Origin of the sequence: Oceanobacillus sp. FSL W7-1293 (assembly GCF_037969815.1) — a bacterium.
GTDB classification, from domain to species: Bacteria; Bacillota; Bacilli; order Bacillales; family Amphibacillaceae; genus Oceanobacillus; species Oceanobacillus oncorhynchi.
The window spans coordinates 513,901-531,279 of record NZ_CP150212.1 but is presented as its reverse complement, the minus strand read 5'-3'; the positions used below and the strand labels follow the sequence as shown (position 1 = coordinate 531,279).

18 protein-coding genes are annotated in these 17,379 nt (G+C 40.4%); 6 read left to right on the top strand and 12 right to left on the bottom strand.

The window, feature by feature from the left end; translation table 11 throughout:
* Positions 1–188 precede the first annotated feature (188 nt).
* The 7 genes from murQ to MKY65_RS02710 all read right to left on the bottom strand — a co-directional run bounded on the left by murQ (position 189) and on the right by MKY65_RS02710 (position 6,762).
* Positions 189–1,076, bottom strand: a complete 888-nt coding sequence (gene murQ / locus MKY65_RS02740) for an N-acetylmuramic acid 6-phosphate etherase (protein ID WP_339182142.1) — start codon at positions 1,074–1,076, stop codon at positions 189–191.
* 32 nt (positions 1,077–1,108) lie between these two features.
* Positions 1,109–2,131: a serine hydrolase domain-containing protein gene (locus MKY65_RS02735; RefSeq protein WP_339182140.1), complete on the bottom strand. Its 1,023-nt coding sequence runs from the start codon at positions 2,129–2,131 to the stop codon at positions 1,109–1,111.
* On the bottom strand, positions 2,118–3,110 hold the full coding sequence (locus MKY65_RS02730; RefSeq protein WP_339182137.1) for a BadF/BadG/BcrA/BcrD ATPase family protein: 993 nt from the start codon (positions 3,108–3,110) through the stop codon (positions 2,118–2,120). Before MKY65_RS02730 ends, MKY65_RS02735 begins: the two co-directional genes overlap by 14 nt.
* Positions 3,111–3,116: 6 nt before the next feature.
* Positions 3,117–3,989, bottom strand: coding sequence for a MurR/RpiR family transcriptional regulator (locus MKY65_RS02725; RefSeq protein WP_339182135.1), 873 nt, complete (start codon positions 3,987–3,989; stop codon positions 3,117–3,119).
* A gap of 52 nt (positions 3,990–4,041) precedes the next feature.
* On the bottom strand, positions 4,042–5,214 hold the full coding sequence (gene anmK / locus MKY65_RS02720; RefSeq protein ID WP_339182132.1) for an anhydro-N-acetylmuramic acid kinase AnmK: 1,173 nt from the start codon (positions 5,212–5,214) through the stop codon (positions 4,042–4,044).
* A 108-nt stretch (positions 5,215–5,322) separates the two neighbouring features.
* Positions 5,323–6,411: a MupG family TIM beta-alpha barrel fold protein gene (locus tag MKY65_RS02715; protein ID WP_339182130.1), complete on the bottom strand. Its 1,089-nt coding sequence runs from the start codon at positions 6,409–6,411 to the stop codon at positions 5,323–5,325.
* A gap of 30 nt (positions 6,412–6,441) precedes the next feature.
* The gene (locus MKY65_RS02710; protein WP_339182127.1) at positions 6,442–6,762 is read right to left on the bottom strand and encodes a PTS lactose/cellobiose transporter subunit IIA; all 321 of its coding nucleotides are present in this window, start codon (positions 6,760–6,762) and stop codon (positions 6,442–6,444) included.
* A gap of 274 nt (positions 6,763–7,036) precedes the next feature.
* Between MKY65_RS02710 and MKY65_RS02705 the strand changes: the two genes are divergently transcribed.
* The 3 genes from MKY65_RS02705 (at position 7,037) to MKY65_RS02695 (ending at position 9,046) form a co-directional block, all read left to right on the top strand.
* Positions 7,037–7,345, top strand: a complete 309-nt coding sequence (locus MKY65_RS02705) for a PTS sugar transporter subunit IIB (RefSeq protein ID WP_339182124.1) — start codon at positions 7,037–7,039, stop codon at positions 7,343–7,345.
* 26 nt (positions 7,346–7,371) lie between these two features.
* Positions 7,372–8,643, top strand: a complete 1,272-nt coding sequence (locus MKY65_RS02700) for a PTS sugar transporter subunit IIC (protein WP_339182120.1) — start codon at positions 7,372–7,374, stop codon at positions 8,641–8,643.
* A gap of 97 nt (positions 8,644–8,740) precedes the next feature.
* A complete protein-coding gene (locus MKY65_RS02695; RefSeq protein WP_339182118.1) occupies positions 8,741–9,046 on the top strand; it encodes a hypothetical protein in 306 nt (101 codons plus the stop codon).
* A gap of 90 nt (positions 9,047–9,136) precedes the next feature.
* On the opposite strand, the gene hmpA is transcribed toward MKY65_RS02695, so the two are convergent.
* On the bottom strand, positions 9,137–10,357 hold the full coding sequence (hmpA, locus tag MKY65_RS02690; protein WP_339182115.1) for an NO-inducible flavohemoprotein: 1,221 nt from the start codon (positions 10,355–10,357) through the stop codon (positions 9,137–9,139).
* 307 nt (positions 10,358–10,664) lie between these two features.
* Between hmpA and MKY65_RS02685 the strand changes: the two genes are divergently transcribed.
* Positions 10,665–11,105: an Rrf2 family transcriptional regulator gene (locus MKY65_RS02685; protein WP_339182114.1), complete on the top strand. Its 441-nt coding sequence runs from the start codon at positions 10,665–10,667 to the stop codon at positions 11,103–11,105.
* Between the two features lie 193 nt (positions 11,106–11,298).
* Here MKY65_RS02685 and MKY65_RS02680 read toward each other — a convergent pair whose 3' ends face one another.
* Together MKY65_RS02680 and MKY65_RS02675 are read right to left on the bottom strand one after the other, a co-directional pair.
* Positions 11,299–12,168 carry a GNAT family N-acetyltransferase gene (locus tag MKY65_RS02680; RefSeq protein ID WP_339182111.1) on the bottom strand — a complete coding sequence of 290 codons (870 nt, stop codon included), beginning with the start codon at positions 12,166–12,168 and terminating at the stop codon, positions 11,299–11,301.
* Between the two features lie 77 nt (positions 12,169–12,245).
* Positions 12,246–12,485 (bottom strand): hypothetical protein, encoded by a 240-nt coding sequence (locus MKY65_RS02675; protein ID WP_339182109.1) that lies wholly within the window; start codon positions 12,483–12,485, stop codon positions 12,246–12,248.
* A 175-nt stretch (positions 12,486–12,660) separates the two neighbouring features.
* Here MKY65_RS02675 and MKY65_RS02670 point away from each other — a divergent pair, with 175 nt between their 5' ends.
* Positions 12,661–13,830, top strand: a complete 1,170-nt coding sequence (locus MKY65_RS02670) for a short-chain dehydrogenase (RefSeq protein WP_339182106.1) — start codon at positions 12,661–12,663, stop codon at positions 13,828–13,830.
* 195 nt (positions 13,831–14,025) lie between these two features.
* Positions 14,026–14,247: a hypothetical protein gene (locus tag MKY65_RS02665; RefSeq protein ID WP_339182104.1), complete on the top strand. Its 222-nt coding sequence runs from the start codon at positions 14,026–14,028 to the stop codon at positions 14,245–14,247.
* A gap of 69 nt (positions 14,248–14,316) precedes the next feature.
* Here MKY65_RS02665 and MKY65_RS02660 read toward each other — a convergent pair whose 3' ends face one another.
* Both MKY65_RS02660 and bla read right to left on the bottom strand, forming a co-directional pair.
* Complete coding sequence (locus tag MKY65_RS02660; protein WP_339182101.1) at positions 14,317–16,314, bottom strand: penicillin-binding transpeptidase domain-containing protein; 1,998 nt, start codon at positions 16,312–16,314, stop codon at positions 14,317–14,319.
* A 12-nt stretch (positions 16,315–16,326) separates the two neighbouring features.
* A complete protein-coding gene (bla, locus tag MKY65_RS02655) occupies positions 16,327–17,250 on the bottom strand; it encodes a class A beta-lactamase (RefSeq protein ID WP_339182098.1) in 924 nt (307 codons plus the stop codon).
* Between the last annotated feature and the right edge of the window lie 129 nt (positions 17,251–17,379).

The window sequence follows — 17,379 nt, the reverse complement described above, 5'->3', positions numbered from 1 at the left end:
AGGATGCACTTCGGCTGAGAGGTACTATTTTCAGAGAGTATGAGTATGAATCCGGGATTTCAAACCTGCAGATAACCATATGTATCTGCAGGTTCAAACTTACTTTATATGATTGGATAAAGGCATATAAAAAGATGAACAGCCATTTCCATGGCTACAACAAAGTATTTAAGGTTTTTTCGGACATATTATAAACTATTCAATTCTCCTATGGCTTTGACAAAATTCCCCTTGTACTTGTCCAGTTTTTCCTGCGCTGTTGTCAACTCAACGTCAAACATCTGCATCAAAATAGCTGCTTTTGTATCCCCATCTGCTTTATCATAAGCTTGCGCAGCTTCCTTATCATCTGCCTGCGTCAACTCTTTGATAATAGAGACTGCCCTCTTGCGCAGTTTATGATTCTTTGCCTGCAAATTGACCATCAAATTTTCATAGACTTTCCCAGTCCGCACCATCGTTGCTGTGGATAGCATATTTAAAACAAGTTTTTGAGCCGTTCCCGCCTTTAGCCTTGTAGAACCTGTGACAACCTCCGGACCAACGGGGAGTTCGATAGCTATATCCGCTTCCTGCGATAGTTTTGTATCCTCGTTACAAGAAATGCCAATCGTTGAAAGCCCTAATGATTTGGCTTTATTCACAGCACCTAATACATAGGGTGTTCCGCCGCTGGATGCAATACCGACAATGATATCTCCATGTTCTGCGGCTTTCTCTACATCTTTTCCGCCAAGCTGTTCATCATCCTCTGCCCCTTCCACAGCTACACGCAGTGCACCGTCTCCTCCAGCAATAATACCTTGAATGACGTCAAGGGAAACGCCAAAAGTCGGAGGACATTCGGAAGCATCCAGAACACCTAACCTCCCGCTTGTTCCTGCCCCTAAATAAATGACTTTATTTCCTTTTTCTATCGCTGCAACCATTGTCTCTACAGCCCTCTCTATTTGAGGCAGCACGTTCTCAACAACTTCAGGTACCTTCTTATCTTGTTCGTTCATCAATTGCAGGATGTCATAGGTGGATTGTTCATGTAAATGATAGGAATGTTCATTTCTCTTTTCCGTCAGCATATATTAACTCCCTTTCCAAATGTTTAGTTTTACTAGGTAATCAGCGTTTCATAAACCAGCGTGTGAAACTTTTTTCTGATTTCAGACAATCGATGCTGTCGTCCATAATGAACCATATTGGTAAGCAGGACCGTAATGATTTCTTCTTTTGGATCAATCCACAAACTTGTGCCTGTAAATCCGGTATGTCCAAACGAGCCGATGGACCAGGCTGATCCACAAGTTGTTCCAAGCGTTTTATCATATAATACTTCAAAGCCTAAACCTCGATTTTGAATTACATTTTCTTTGATTAACGCCATTGTCTCCGGTCTTAATATCGACTGCTTTTCTGGATACAGCCAATAATCGGCATAGATCGCTACATCCGAAATATTAGAAAATAAACCTGCTGAACCGCCAACGCCACCCAAATGATAGGCTTTTTCATCATGTACCTCACCATGAACGTATTTTCCGCAAACTTTTTCCGTTGCAGCGATCTTATTTTTTTCTATTTTGCCAGGAAGAAAGCCAGTGTCTTTCATCCCCCAGGGCTGATACAGCTCCTTCCCCGCAAAAACATCCAGCCGCTGTTTTGTTATTGCTTCTACAACTTTTCCTAAAACAATCATGCCGATATCGCTATATAAAACCTGTGTCTCTGGCGGGTGCACTGCTGTACAGTTTAAAATTTCCTTCCATACGTCTCTTTGCTGATACCGGTTTTTAACAGATAAATCTGCTGAAACACCTGAGGTATGCTGTAAAAAGTGGCGAATGCTTATCTGCTTTTGCGGAAACGCAGGTATATATTTATTTACTGCATCGTCTATATGCAGCTCATTTCGCTCATGTAAAAATAGAATGCTCGGCAGTGTACACATAATTTTTGTTAAAGAAGCCAGGTCAAAGTAAGTTTCTGTAGTAACAGGGATTCTCTTTCCTTCATTATTCAAAAAGGAGCCTGCACTTCGGAACGTTTTCTGTTGTTGATGATGCCTGACAAGATAAACAGCTGCAGGAATCTCATCCTTTGTAACTAATCCCTCTAAATACCGTTCATAAGCCTTCATTTATGGCACCTCTTCTCCCTTTATCTGACAGCATTCTTTTGATTTGTTCCGGCAAATAACCCTGCTGCTTTAGAACAAGAGCAATACTTCCAATCACAGGTGGATTTTGTGATGTTAAAACGTTTAACGAGGGAATTGCAGCGAGTTCCGCTTTTACCTTTTCGACAATGAGGTCATTTTGAAAAATGCCTCCTGCCAGCACAAATAAAACAGCCTTATCTGTTTTTTGAAACAGCCTTTCAAACAATGCCTGACCGCGATTCGCTATTTGTTTAGCTGTTTCTTGAATAATTGTTATTGCGATTTCATCTTTCATTTCAGCCGCTTGAAAGACATAGCTTGCGAATGCAGCCACACGCTGTTTTTCAAAATGTTGATAGATTATAGGAATCAATTCTTCTATACAATCGATTTCTTCTCCATCCAAAATAAGGTCTGTCAGCGCAGTTTTCGGTCCCAGCCCATCTAATTCATTGAATACAGCTATCAAGGCTTGCGAGCCTAAATCAAAGCCGCTGCCAGGGTCTCCCCCAATCACGTGGCCCCACCCGCCAACACGGGCAGTCTTGGATTGATGCATCCCAAGCGTTATTGCTCCTGTTCCGCAGATAGACACCATACCATCTGCGCCGAATGTTTCTGAATAAAGAGCAATGGTTCCATCATGCTCCACAACGATTTCATTAATGGGGAACCTATGCGGTGATGTTTTTTGAAAGTACTCGAGCCATTTTTTCCGGTCCGCTTCTCTGCCTAATCCTGCTATACCCAAACCTAACGATATCTCTGTATTATCCAAAAAATGATTGTGTTTATAAGCCTCGCTTATGATTTGGCTGATGACTTTAGCAGAATGAGTAAAGCTGGTACTGTGGGGATTCGCAGCCTCTGCTTCTGTTTCCCATACAAGCCCCTCCGCTTTATGAAACAATAACGCTTTCGTTTTCGTTCCACCGCTATCAATTCCCAAGATATACATTTATCATCACCCTTTATGTGGATTCCGAAATTCATTTTGCAACACTTCCCGTGTCTTATTCAGATAATATAAGGTGGAATCATAACTTCTTGAAGCAACGCCGGTAAACAAAATATCAATGATATTAAGCTGTGCCATCCTTGATGCGGTTGCTGCACTTCTAACCAGTTCTGACTCAACAGATGATACATATAAAGGAATATCAGCCATCTCAGACAAGGTATTCTTTCCATACCTTGTAATTGTTATCACCGTTGCATTATTTTTTTTCGCATTTTCAATCGATGCATTGACATGCTTTGTTTCTCCTGAATAAGAAATCCCGACTGCCACATCCTTTTCCGTTAATGTAACAGAGGATGTCAGCTGTAAGTGTGCATCTTCAAATGCGGTACAATATTTATTAATTCTTAAAAACTTCTGCTGTGCATCCTGTGCAATAACCTGTGAGGCAGCCGCTCCATAGAAATCCATTCGATTCGCCTTATCTAATGCTTCAATGGCCTTCTCCACACTGGATAAATCGAGTATCTTCAACGTCTGCTCAATAGATTGTATGTTTTTCTGTGATATGATATCCATAATGGAGCTTACCTTTTCGCCAGAAGAAATTTCTGTATTGTGATAGTTGCTCAGCTCACTTGTTTGCAGGTTCCCAGCAACTCGCAGCTTTAAATCTTGAAATCCGGATACGCCTATATTCTTACATAGGCGTATAATAGCTGCTTGGCTGGATCCGCTTCTTTCAGAGAGTTCTTTGATTGACAGCCGGACTGCTTCTTCCGGATGCTCTAATATATAATTTGCGGCATTTCTTTCAGCCGGTTTAATAATATTCAATGCTTCTCTAATTCGGATTAATCCATCATTATTTCTCATTTTATAAAACCTTTCCTTGTTAATTTTTCGACGTGTGCATCGTATAGACTTATTATAGAAGGAAATTCGGATTAACTCCATAAGGAGGAAGCGTTATCTGTCCCAATATAACCGGCTCTCTGGCACCTGTTGCGTTTGGTACATTCGTTTTTTGCTGATGAATGGTCTCATTCGCCAAAACCGCAAATCCGACTGCTTCCTTCTCATCTGCAGTTATCCCTATCTGTTCCGCTGTGTACACATTTTTAGAAGGCAATAAACTCTGGAGCATCGTGGTTAATGTCTTATTATTTCCTCCCCCTCCGCTGATAATAATGTCTGTAATATCTGTTTTGGGAAACACAAATTTCTGATAAGCATCCGCAATAGAATATGCCGTGAAATAGGTGGCAGTCGCTACTAGATCCTCGTATGGCAAATCTTTATGGCTCTTGATAACTCGAGAGGTAAACGTTTCACCAAACTGTTCTCTTCCTGTTGATTTAGGCGGCTGAAGAGCAAAGAAATCATGTCTCATCCAGTCTGCTGCAATAGCGTGATGAACCGTTCCTTTTTTCGCAATTGTACCTTCCGCATCATAGCCCATCTGAAACAATTTTCTGCACAGTGCATCAATAATCATATTCCCCGGTCCTGTATCAAATGCATAAATCGTTTCTAAAGATGAGTCCTTTTCCATAACCGTACAGTTACCAATGCCGCCAATGTTTTGTAAAATTCTTCCCTTATGCTGATCTCTATATAATAACCAGTCAATATACGGAATTAAGGGGGCACCTTCTCCACCGGCAGCAATATCCATCATTCGAAAATTGGAAACAACCATTGTTTTGGTTTCATAAGCAATCACCGAGGGATCTCCTATTTGTAAGGTGGACCGCACCTTGGAGCCATCTGCTTCAGGAATATGATAGACCGTCTGCCCATGAGAGCCGATTAAATCAACATCTTCTAAATTGACCCCAGCCTCTCTGCAAACCCTTTTAACTGCCTCTGCAAATGAATAGCTTAATTTCACATTTAAGCTGCACAGCTTTTCAACATTTGATTTGTCAACATCCATAGCATCCAATAATTCTTGTTTTAAAGCATCATCATAGGGCCATGAAATGCTTTTTATAATATCGATTTCTGTATCGGTGCCATAACCATCTATTTTTACAAGTGACGCATCCAGACTATCTAGGGATGTCCCGGACATTAACCCTGCAACCAATTTACTCATGTCATCTCCCCCTTTACGAAAGTTTTCATGCTACACAACAGAAAAAGCGCCACAGCCTCCCTCACACTGTTTACCTAAACATCTGATAAGCTACTCTTCATTCCTTGCTTATGTTCTTGCGGTAAAAGCAAACTTTTCCCATGGCTTCAAATAATCAATTAAGAAAATCTCTTCCTCTCTAATTCTTGCAACTACGTTGGATTTACCGGAATTGACCATATCTTTTAAAGCAATCTGCAATTCTCCGGCATACTGTTGATATAAATCACTTTCTATAATGACATCCCCTCTTTTTATATCCGGCGTATGATGGGCCGGAAAGGAATGCCCGCGATATTTCACTCTGCTCTGCGTAGAACGAATCATATAATCAGAAACATCTCCCCTGTAAAAATGCGGCTCATGAAAGATAATTTCCTTTTCCAAATCACTTGCGGTAGAAACCGTATCGACAGCAAACGTCATTTTCTCCTTGCTTATCTCGCTGAGGCGCCTCATTTCCGCTTCAGATGCATACGCATTACTGATAATGACATCATCAATAACGTTTGTGGCAAATAAATGCTTTGCCTGCACGTCAATTGGCAATTCACGATGCATTTCAACTGTCGGCAGACCCTCTACAATTGGCCAAGGCCCAAAAGCAGCATCATTGGAAGAGACAAAAGCTGCTGTTCTCAAACCATGCTGTTTAAATCTTTGGCTGCATTCTATAAAAAATTCATAGGAAAGCCCGGCATAGCGATGCGGGTAAAAGTTATGGCATCCTGTCAGTTTCGATAGATTAGGCTGATAGCTTAACAGGTTCTCCAAATATTTATTGGAGTTACTCATATTAATCTCGATGCTCAATCCATAAGAATTATACGTCATCATTGCTTCTTCATTTCCGGTAAACCCCATATCTAACCGGATACCGTCCACTCCAAGATCAGCGAAAAAAGATAAGTCTTGATAGGAAATATTCAATGCGTCAAATATACGCGGGCTGATATCACAAATCACTTCCATTTCTTTTTCTTTCGCAAAAGAAATTGTTTTCTTAAAATCAGCGATTATTTTTTCCTTATCTCCTTCTACAGATAGCAGACAGGTGAAGATACGTTCAAAACCATATTTACTTGCAGTTTGTATATATTCCAAATCTTCCTCGACACTTGATTTATTGGGATAGATGGAAATACCAAGCTTTTTCATTTCGAACACCTCTCTCATCATGTATTCATTTTATTTCTTCTCTAATTCGGAAATTCTTTTTAACAGCTTAATCATATTTTCAATCAATGACATTTCACTTATCGCTGCCATCAGGTGGTCTTGGGCGTGAACCATCAGCAGGGTCATTGGAGCACCTTCTCCATTTAACTCTGCTTGAATCAGTCTGGTCTGTGTATTATGAGCCGTGTTTAGTGTTTGATCTGCTTCTTTCAATTTCTCTTCTGCTTGCTGAAAATGATTTTCATGCGCTAGTTCGAGCGCTTCATAAGCTATTGCTTTCGCATCTCCTCCATTCGATATAATTTCAAAAATTTCTTTTTCCATATCCATCTGAACCCCTCCCGCTGATTTCCGCATGATAGCGGATTGAATTTTAATTTTACAAATTTAAAATATATTTGAAATTTTATTTTATATATTCTATAATACAAGTATATGAAAGCCCTTTCAAGTAATTAATCATTTAACCAAAAAATATTTTCAGGAAGGAGGAAAATCTCTCCGATAAAAAATTGAGCTTATTTTAAAGTTGCTTGCTGTTTATAGGAAACGGATAAAAGGCTACAGTATAATCCAAATAATTATTTTTAAAGGACGTGACGTGATGAAAAAAGTGTTATTTGTATGCTCTGGTGGAATGTCGAGTGAAATTGTAGTGAATGCTTTAAAAAAAGAAGCGGGAAAACACGGACAGGATCTTGATGTAAAGGCTGTAGGTTCCAGTGAGGTAGACGCAGAACTTGATCATCATTGGGATGCCATTATGGTTGCACCGCAAATAAGACATCGATTTAAAGGCATCAAGGAAAAAGCGGATGAACATGGCGTTCCATGCGGCTCCATACCTGCTCAGGGCTATAACCCCTTAGGCGGACCTACGTTATTAAAAGCGCTGAATGAATTGATTTCATAGCTCAGGATGGAAAGGAGTTACGTATCATGGCTAAATTCACAGATTTTTTGGAGGAAAAGGTTTCTAATCCGATGGCCAGATTGGCGGAACAAAGGCATCTTTTAGCTATTCGTGACGGTGTAATTTCTTCCCTGCCATTCATTATTGTAGGGTCTTTCTTTTTACTTATTGCCTCTCCGCCTTTGCCCGAATCATGGGCAATTACTCAATGGGCGGCAGATAATGCAGCAGAAATATTGATTCCTTATCGGATGACCATGTTCATTATGTCCCTTTATGTGGCATTCGGTATTGGTTATAATTTAGCGCAATCCTATAAGGTCGACCCTTTGTCAGGAGCGCAAATTGCAGTTGCTTCTTTGCTGCTTACCATTACACCAACAGTAATTGATGAATTATTTTATTTACCAATGGAGTTTCTCGGCGGAAGCGGTCTGTTCGTAACAATTATTGTTTCCATCCTGTCTGTAGAAATCTTCCGAATATGTAAACAAAAAGGGATTACGATCAAACTTCCGGATGCCGTCCCTAAATCCGTCAGCAGATCCTTTGAAGCACTTATTCCGGTAGCCATCGTTATCGTATTAATGACTCTTATTACAGTAGTTATCGGAGTGAATTTGCATACAGTTGTTGAAAAGCTGGCCGCTCCACTCGTTACAGCTGGAGACAGTTTATTTGGTGTATTAGTCCCTGTGTTTCTAATTACCTTTTTCTGGTCGTTCGGTATCCATGGTGTTTCGGTTGTCGGATCAGTCGCACGTCCCGTATGGGAAGTATATTTGTTAAATAACGGGGAAGCTGCTGCCGCAGGAGAGGTTCTGCCTCATGTTGCCCCTGAGCCTTTATACCAATGGTTCATATGGGTCGGCGGCTCAGGCGCCACACTTGGTCTTGTTATTGTGATGATCTTATTTGCACGATCAAAATATTTAAAAAATCTAGGCAGAACAGTGAGTGTACCTGCCCTGTTCAATATCAATGAACCGGTTATTTTCGGACTGCCGATTGTCTTAAACCCGATACTGATTATTCCTTTTATCATTACACCTATCGTTCTTGCAATTATTTCTTATTTTGCAACGTCCATAGGTCTGGTATCGCCGACATTTATACGAGCCCCCTGGACGCTGCCGGCTCCAATCGGCGCTTATCTGGCAACGGGAGGAGATTGGCGGGCTATCCTCCTGGTTCTTTTCAATATCGCGATATCCGTAGCCATCTATTTCCCTTTCTTTAAAGTCTATGATCGAAAAATGATGGATTTAGAAACGGAAGAAGATAATACAGCTCCATAAGACGAAACGTCACTCAGCGGGAGTTTTACGGACGATTCTCCGTAATACATTCAAGAGAGGAAATCAACGGGTTTCCTCTCCCAGGGAGGAAACTATAATGAAAGAGTCCAAATTAATACCTCGTATCAGCTTTAAAGGAGTTCTTGTGTTTTTATTTATATTATTTGTTGGAATGCTCGTCTTTCCAACTTTCTTAAGTTACTTCCAGCTTCCGGATGCAGTAAGCTATTTTTTCAGCGCCGGGATAGCAGCTTCATTAGGTATTGGCATTGTTCTTACCAAAATAGACGGGAAAGCGGAAGATAAACCTTATTTCAAAAAACGTATAATCGTTGCCCTTCTTGTTGGATTTGTCAGCAGTGCTTTAATGACCTTTGTATTCGGAGGAGATGTTATTGGTTAAGAAAAGGATTAAACTAAGGCAATTCAGGAGGTTCTCTAAAGTTTATTATCAAGTTGAAAAGGCTGGTTTTTTCAACCAGCCTTCCTTCGTTTAATTCGCTATCTCATCCATTGGTTCAAATAATTCAAAGTGAATATCATTATCTGCCACATTCATTTCTCGCAAATGACCATTCATCGTACCCATAAATCCTTTTGGACCACATAAATAAAAAGATGCGTCCACTGTTGGAATAACTTCTCTTAGCCAATCCAAATCAATATGTCCTTCTTTATCACATACACCTGCGTCTGTATTATCCGCATAAACCGTATATTGCGTTACTTGTTTATTGGCTTCTGCAATAGAGGCTATTTTATCCTTCATTGCATGGTAAGCGCGAGATCTTGCTGCATGGATAAAGATAACTTCTCTCTCCGGCTGTTCTTCTACCACCGTTTCCAGCATACTCATTAATGGGGTTAACCCAACTCCTCCGCTGATTAACACTAATGGTTTTTGTTCTGTTTTGTTTAATACAAAATCTCCAGCTGGCGCACTGATTGCCAGAACTGCACCTTTTTCTATTTGGTTATGAAGATAATTAGATACAATTCCTTCAGGATGATGCTCATCTTCCCGCTTCACACTGATTCGCAAGAAATCCTGTCCCGGCGCAGTGGATAAACTATATTGGCGTAAATGGTCGTAGGCTTCCCCTTCCATTTGTGCTTTTACAGTAATATATTGTCCAGCTTGATAAGGTGGAAGCTTTCCGTCATCTGCAGGCTTTAAATAAAAAGAGGTGATGACTTCGCTTTCCGGAACCTTCTCAGCGACTGTAAAATCACGAAATCCAACCCAGCCTCCTGGCGTATTTTGCTTTTCTTCATACATTTCTTTTTCTACGCTGATAAACACGTCTGCAATCACGCCATACGCTTTTTCCCATGCATCCATAATGTCATCCGTAGCAGCATCTCCAAGCACATCCTTGATGGCAATTAATAAATATTTTCCTACAATCGGATATTGTTCTGGTCTGATATTTAAGCTTGTGTGTTTATGCGCTATCTGTTTTACATGCGGCAGGATATCCTCTAAATGCTCAATATTTGCCGCTGCTGCATACACTGTATTTGCCAACGCTTTTGGCTGTCCGCCCTTCCGCTGATTGGTCTGATTAAAAACATTTTTCAGTTCCGGGTGATTTTCTAACATAATTTTATAAAAGTGCCCTGTGATTGCTTCTCCATGCTCCTGCAAGACAGGAACCGTTGCCTTTATTGTTTCTATTGTTTTTTGATCTAATCCCGCTGTTGTTGTTGCCATTATAAAACACTCCTTTGTGAAATAGTGAAAAATCACTCCATGGAGGACTATTTCCCCCTGCAGAGCTTTAGTTGAACCAATCGGGGTGTTTACGTCCGCTGTTTCCTGTTTTCACTTCATAAATCACCTTAATCCTTGAAGCAGAGAGGTTACAGACGATTGCACCGAGATACATGTTATCTTGATTATTTAAAAGATGTATTTTGAATACATGTTTTATTTTAATACGATAAAAATGTGAATTCAATGTGTCAAAAGCAAATTTATGTTACAATTATGTGAAATAATTAACAAACGGAGAGATACCATGAACTTAAAAAAATATACAGACTTCTCCTTGCGCGTCTTGATTTTGGCAGGTTTAAAGTCGGAGGGTGAGCTTTCGACAATTAAAGAAGTATCTGATGTGTATTCCATCTCACCAGAACATCTGAGAAAGGTTGTCCACGATTTAACAAAAAGAGGATTACTGACCTCTGTAAGAGGCAGAAATGGCGGGTTTCGTCTTGCTAAGCCTGCTGCTGACATCAATATCGGATTATTGATCCGCTCGCTGGAGAGTGATTTCAATTTACTCGAATGCTTTGATAAAGGAACCAACCATTGTGTGATTTCACCAGGATGCTCCTTGAAGCATGTCTTGAATAAAGCGTTATTTCAATTTTTTAAAGTGCTGGAAGAATATACATTAGAGGATTTAATACAGAATGAAGAAGAACTGAAGGAACTGATGGGGATGAAAGATTAAAGCGGGGGATGTTCTTGTATTTCATTATGCTATTTACAAGACGGCTGACCACAAGAACATCTCTTAAAAAGCGGACGATATTAGGATGGCCTCTTAGTAAAACGTGATTCGTCCATTACTTATTATTTGGAACTTTTTTGAACAGCCTTCCCAGAAAAAGACTGCTTTTGCTGCTTAATTCACTGTATATCCGCTAGTACTGAATTTTATAATGAATCAATGTATCTCCCTTTTCAAATCCTATTTTTTCATAAACATGATTCGCATGATGGTTGTCAGCATCTACAGTGAGATGTACCTTATCTATTTTAGGAAAAGCAAATATAGCAGTTAATACTTCCTTTAATAAAAGCCTTCCAAACCCTTTATTTTGATACCTGTCCGCTACAGCAATATATTCTAATGAAGCCTCTGAAAGCTCTTTGTTTATTTCAAAATAAGCATAACCAACGAAATCTCCATTGTCATCCTTCAAAACCTTCAGTACATTATTCTTGTTTAACCTGCTCCGGATTGTTTCTGCGTCATAATATGTATTTGGAAAAATGCTGTCATGCAGCTGCCGGAATGCAGGAAAATCAAGCTCAGTAAATGAACAGCATTTTCGTTCATCTGAGTTTTCAAAGCGGTTCCGATAAATAACTAAATTTAAATGTTTGCTTCCTTGTTTTGCTCCAATCTGTTTCATAAACGCCTGCTGCTTTCTATTTTCTTCGTTAATAAAGAAGGAAAAATACTGAACAGATGGATATCGATCAATTAACCGCTGCCAAAGCTGAACATCCCATTCCATTCTTTCTGTCTTATTAAACGGGCCCCAGACTTCTGCTTCGTTATTCTCTATATCCAATCCGCAAGCAGCCATCATTTCTCCAGTATTGCGTTTCGCTATTAGAAAGGAAACCTCTCCCTTCCCATCCACGAAGTCCTCTTTAAGCGCTTGTAAAATATCCGCTTTATCTGTTCCGCAGAAACCAATATGATTGGCCTTTTGATGATTCATATCCGCAAGAAAATCAGCTAATAATTCAAGGTTATTTGCTCGTTCTATCATAACAACCATCTAAAACCCTCCCCCACATAATAAATGGACTTATGCTGTCCTAATCCAAATGAATCATGAACTTAATAATCAAATCCTTATTTATTTCTTCGATAAGACCTTCTCAATCCGGCATATTGAACAAAATAATATATAAAACCCCCAATCACCGGAGGCCCCATATAATCGATTATATTAGCATAATTACTTCGTATAACCATCATCAACAGGGAAGCAAATAAGAACACACAAAAAAATCGTATACTTGATAGAAGCAATTTCTTCTTCTCCTTTTGAAACGCTTCTTTCGTTGATACTTCTTCCATTTCGAAGTCCATTTTTTACCACTCCCCTCACTTTAATGTAACACAAATGTTAATTTCAGAAAATAACAACTTATTCGGCAGAAAAAATGTATAGTTTTCATTGCTGATTCATGAAAACACTTTTACAACGAACTAGAAAAGCACTACAATTATACAAACTAGATAATATATAGAGAGGAGAGTTTTTTTGCAGCACCATCCTTGGGAAGCTTTAACAGTTAAAAAAATAAACAACCTGATGAAAAATATCCCTATTACATGGTGGATTGCTGGAGGCTGGGCGCTTGATTTGTATTATGGACAGCAGACAAGAGAGCATGACGATATGGATATTTTGATTAGAAACGAAGATTTGCCTGCACTCAAAAAGCATTTAGGAGAAAGCTATGAATTATTTATTGCGGATAACGGCGTGTTGACCATGCTGACAGAGCCCGAGAGTCCAAGCGGAGCATCAGGCAGTCTTTGGGTCAGAAAGAAGCAGGGAACAGCCTGGTTATTCGAAATCATGCTAATAGATTCAGAGAATGACGAATGGATTTACAAAAGAGATAACCAGATCAAACGGTCTATCAGCAGGATTGGAGCACTCACAGACGACGGCATCCCCTACATAAAGCCGGAAATACAATTGTTATATAAGGGCGGCAGCTCTGTTATAAGGGAAAAAGATTATTGGGATTTAGAGCGGCTGCTTCCTGTTCTGAAAAAGAGTGAAATAAAGTGGCTTTATTATTCATTACGTCAGCAATTTAACGGGAAGCATCCATGGCTGGAAATCATCCATAATAAAATGGAAGACCTCCCTGCCCACACCTTGGTTATCGGCGGAACAGGAATGTTATCCGCTGCTTCTTTATGGCTTGCTGATCATTCAGACAAAGTCTCCATTATCGCACGCAATCAGACTAAAATGGATAGAGTACTTAACAAGACGGATGCGGCTTCTTCTATTACCCCGTTATTTGTTGACTACAAAGATAGTACGGGGCTGAAAGAAAGGATTAAAGCAGCCATCCTTCAGAACGGTCCAATCGATTTAGTTATTGCATGGATTCATTCGGATGCGCACCATGCGTTAGATATTATCTGTCATGAAGTTGCACAGGAAATTCCAGCTTGGAAACTCTATCACATCTTAGGGAGCAGCTCCAGTTTAAATCAAATAAAAGATGCTGCTGTAAAGAAATACCCAGGCTGCCAGTACAGACAAATTCAGCTTGGATTTATTTTAGAGAAAGAAGACTCCAGATGGCTAACACATCAGGAAATCAGCAATGGAGTTATTGATGCAGTTGTTCACGATAGGGAAGTAAAAGTTATTGGAACGGTCGAGCCTTGGGGTAAGCGTCCTTGAGTTATACAAATACGGTTACTTTTGTGAAGAAGTTGACGGAGAAATAAAACTATGTGAAGGTTTTTGTCTATATTTGAAATGAAGCATGACATGTTGTATCTAAAGCTCTTTACAATTTATTAACAAAATCAATTTTTCTGATTTTCTTTGTTAAAATCGGGTAAGAGCATACATTAGAAGGAGTGATAATACATCATGCAATTGAAAAAATCTTACCTTGCAGCCTTTGGAGTTTCATTGATGCTTCTTCTTGGAGCATGTCAGGGCGATGAAAATGAAGAACCGGATAATCAAGAACCAACACAAGAAGAAAATGACAATGAAGATGGAGCGGAATCAGAAGATACAGAGGAAAATGATAACGAAGGCGGATCAGATGATGACAAGGTGGAAGACATTTTTGAAGGCGGGGAATAAAAAACCTATCTAAAGCCTATTCACCTGAATCCTCATTTTCGGATTCAGGTGAATGCTCATTTTTATTCTTTATTGCATATATTCAAAAATACTTCTCGCCTTGGATATCACATAACCGCTGCCGCCGCGGTCCTTCACATCTTCCACCATCATTACCAATAATATGTCAGAATCGTCCTCTTCAAATCCGACAAACCAGCCATTTTCGTTTCCATTATCATCTTCCTTGCTTCCTTTTATCTCCGCTGTTCCAGATTTCCCGCCAATTACCGCTTCAGGTATATACGTGCTATGTGCAGTACCTTCCGGGCTTTCGACGACCTGAATCAAATTCTCTTTTACCAAATCAGCGGTTTCTTCGCTGATAAGGTTTTCCTTCCAAACCTCAGGTTCATCCGCTTCAATCAGAGAAGGATACAGCATGTTCCCTTCATTAAGATAGGGCGTATACGTTAACGCAAGATGCAGCGGGCTCATCATTACCTGCCCCTGTCCATAAGCCGTATCAGCAAGCTGTACTTCATGATCGATTTCTCCATTATTCGTCAGATTGGAAGCTGGGATAGCGAATGGGAATGGGATTTCTTCTCCAAACCCAAAAGCAGCTGTCTCTTCTAAAAAGCTGTCTTTCCCCATCTCTAAAGCTTCCTGTGCAAAATAAATATTATCAGAATGAACAAAAGCATCTCGCAGATTAACATCTGCTTTATCATGAACACGGGTAACATAATAATCTCCCCACGAATCATCCTTGGTCCAATGAAGCCCGTCAATCTGTCTGACCTTTTCCGGATTGGTAACACCCGTTTCCAATCCAATCGATGCAGTTATTGTTTTAAATACGGATCCTGGCGCATAACGGCTAATAAAGCGATTCAAGAATGGTTCATCCGGATCTTCACTCCATTTTCCCCATTGTTCATCAGATAATCCTCGTACAAAAGCATTGGGATTATAGGCAGGCGCGCTGACGAGTGATAATACGTTTCCTGAATCTGGATCGAGCGCAACAGAAGTACCTGCATCCCCGTCAAACTGATTATATATTTCTTGCTGCAGGGCGGCATCAATGGTTAATTGTATATCCTCTCCATCGACAGGCTCTTTTTGGGCAAGCGTTTCTTTTACTTCTCCATCTGCATTGCTGATATAAATATGGGCGCCGTTTTCTCCCCGTAATTTATCTTCAAATACCTTTTCCAACCCTGCGTTTCCAATTACATCGCCAGCAGCATAACCATCGAGCTCCCCCAGCTGCTCTGCCGATATTTCCCGGACATAGCCTGTTAAGTGAGCTGCAGCAGCTCCCAGCGGGTAAGTACGGACGGTTTCCACGCGGGAGCTTACTCCTGGAAGTTCCTCATAGGCTTCTATATCGTCTTCTTCCATTGGCAAGGTTTTTATTGGTACGAACACTTCCGGTGTTACCCAGGATGCGTCCAGCGCCTGATCTATTTCTTCCACCGAAATATCCAAGAGCTCCGCCAGCTTCTCTTTTGTTTGGGTTCCTTCTTCCAGCATGCCCGGGATAACCCCTATAACATTCGCATCTTCGTTAACGGCGAGTCCAGTTCCATTCTTATCCTGCAGCTCTCCTCTTTCCGCCTCTAACGTGTTGACCTTTACTTTATCTCCTGTACTTAACTGCGGAAAAATCTGTGAGGTATTCCATTTAACCAGCCACGCTCCCTCATCTCCCTGTTCTAATGTCAGCTGGTGCCTGTATTCAATTGGGCCAGCAGCGGTGTTCATTTCTACCTTATATGGAAGAGTCATAACACCTCCATCAGACTCTAACTGCTCCTTGGAATCTACCTGCGATGTCACTTGTACATTCTCTGCCTCTATCCCATCATATATATTTTCATAGCGTTCGATAAACGCTTCTTCTGTTACTTTATTTTTTACTTCGTCAGAAAGCTGTTCGTACATAGCAGAAAAATCTTTATTCTCCCAGTTGGAAAGATAATCATCCAGTACCTCCGACGGCTCCTCTTTCTTGGAGCATCCAACGATTATCAAAAGCATCATCACCAGCAGGAGGAGAATCATTCGATAACCTTTCATTCTTCCACCTTCCTATTCTTTATTCTGCATCTGCTCGATAACACCTCGTGCTGCTTTTGCAATGACTGCATCATCGAAATCTGCGTCTTCCGTATCACGACTGGACAAAATGGAGATAACAATCGGTGCTTGATGGTCAGGCGGCCATACGACTGCAATATCATTTCTTGTACCATAGCCCCCTGCTCCACTCTTATCGATAACTTCCCATCCTTCGGGTACGCCAGCACGAATCAACGTATCTCCGGCTTCATTTCCTGTCATCCAATCAATTAACAAATCCCGCTTCTTTTCAGGAAGTAAATCACTCAGCACATATGTCTGCAAGCTTTCAGCTAGTGCTTTGGGCGTGCTCGTATCTTTGGTATCTCCCGGCGCTGCTTCATTTAGTTCCGGCTCCATCCGGTCTGCTTCAATTGTTTCATCATCAATTTCTCTCAGTCTTTCTTCCAGTCCATCCGGTCCTCCCAGCTCTTCCAATAACAGATTTCCAGCTGTATTATCACTGTAGCGAATAGCCGCCTCCATGATTTCTTTTAATTTCATTCCGTCATCTACATGATTCTCTGTCACAGGAGAATAAGTTACTAAATCCTCTTCCGTATACGTAATGATTTTCTCTAAGTCATCCATTGATGCAGTTTGTAAAATGGCAGCTGCGGCTAAGACTTTAAAAGTGGAAGCATAAGCAAACCTTTCATCAGAGTGATAAGCAACAGTCTGGTTCGTTTCCGTATCTATCGCATATATGCCAAGTCTTGCATCAAATTCCTTCTCCAGCTCTTTAAAAACTTCTTCACTTTGAAGTTCCTGCTCCGCAGCTTCAGGATTCTTATCACTGTTTCCCGCTTCATTGGAACAGCCTGCTAACCCTATCACAGCAACCAACAACATTATGATTAGCATTTTTTTATTAAAAATATCTTGAATATACATCGTTTAAATTCCTCCTAAAAATTATTTTTTCGACTACAACTGTAATACAATACTACACACGTAGTCTTAATATGTCAATTCCTTATTTTCCCTTTCTTATTCAACGTTTGATAACTTTAGCTTTGCGTG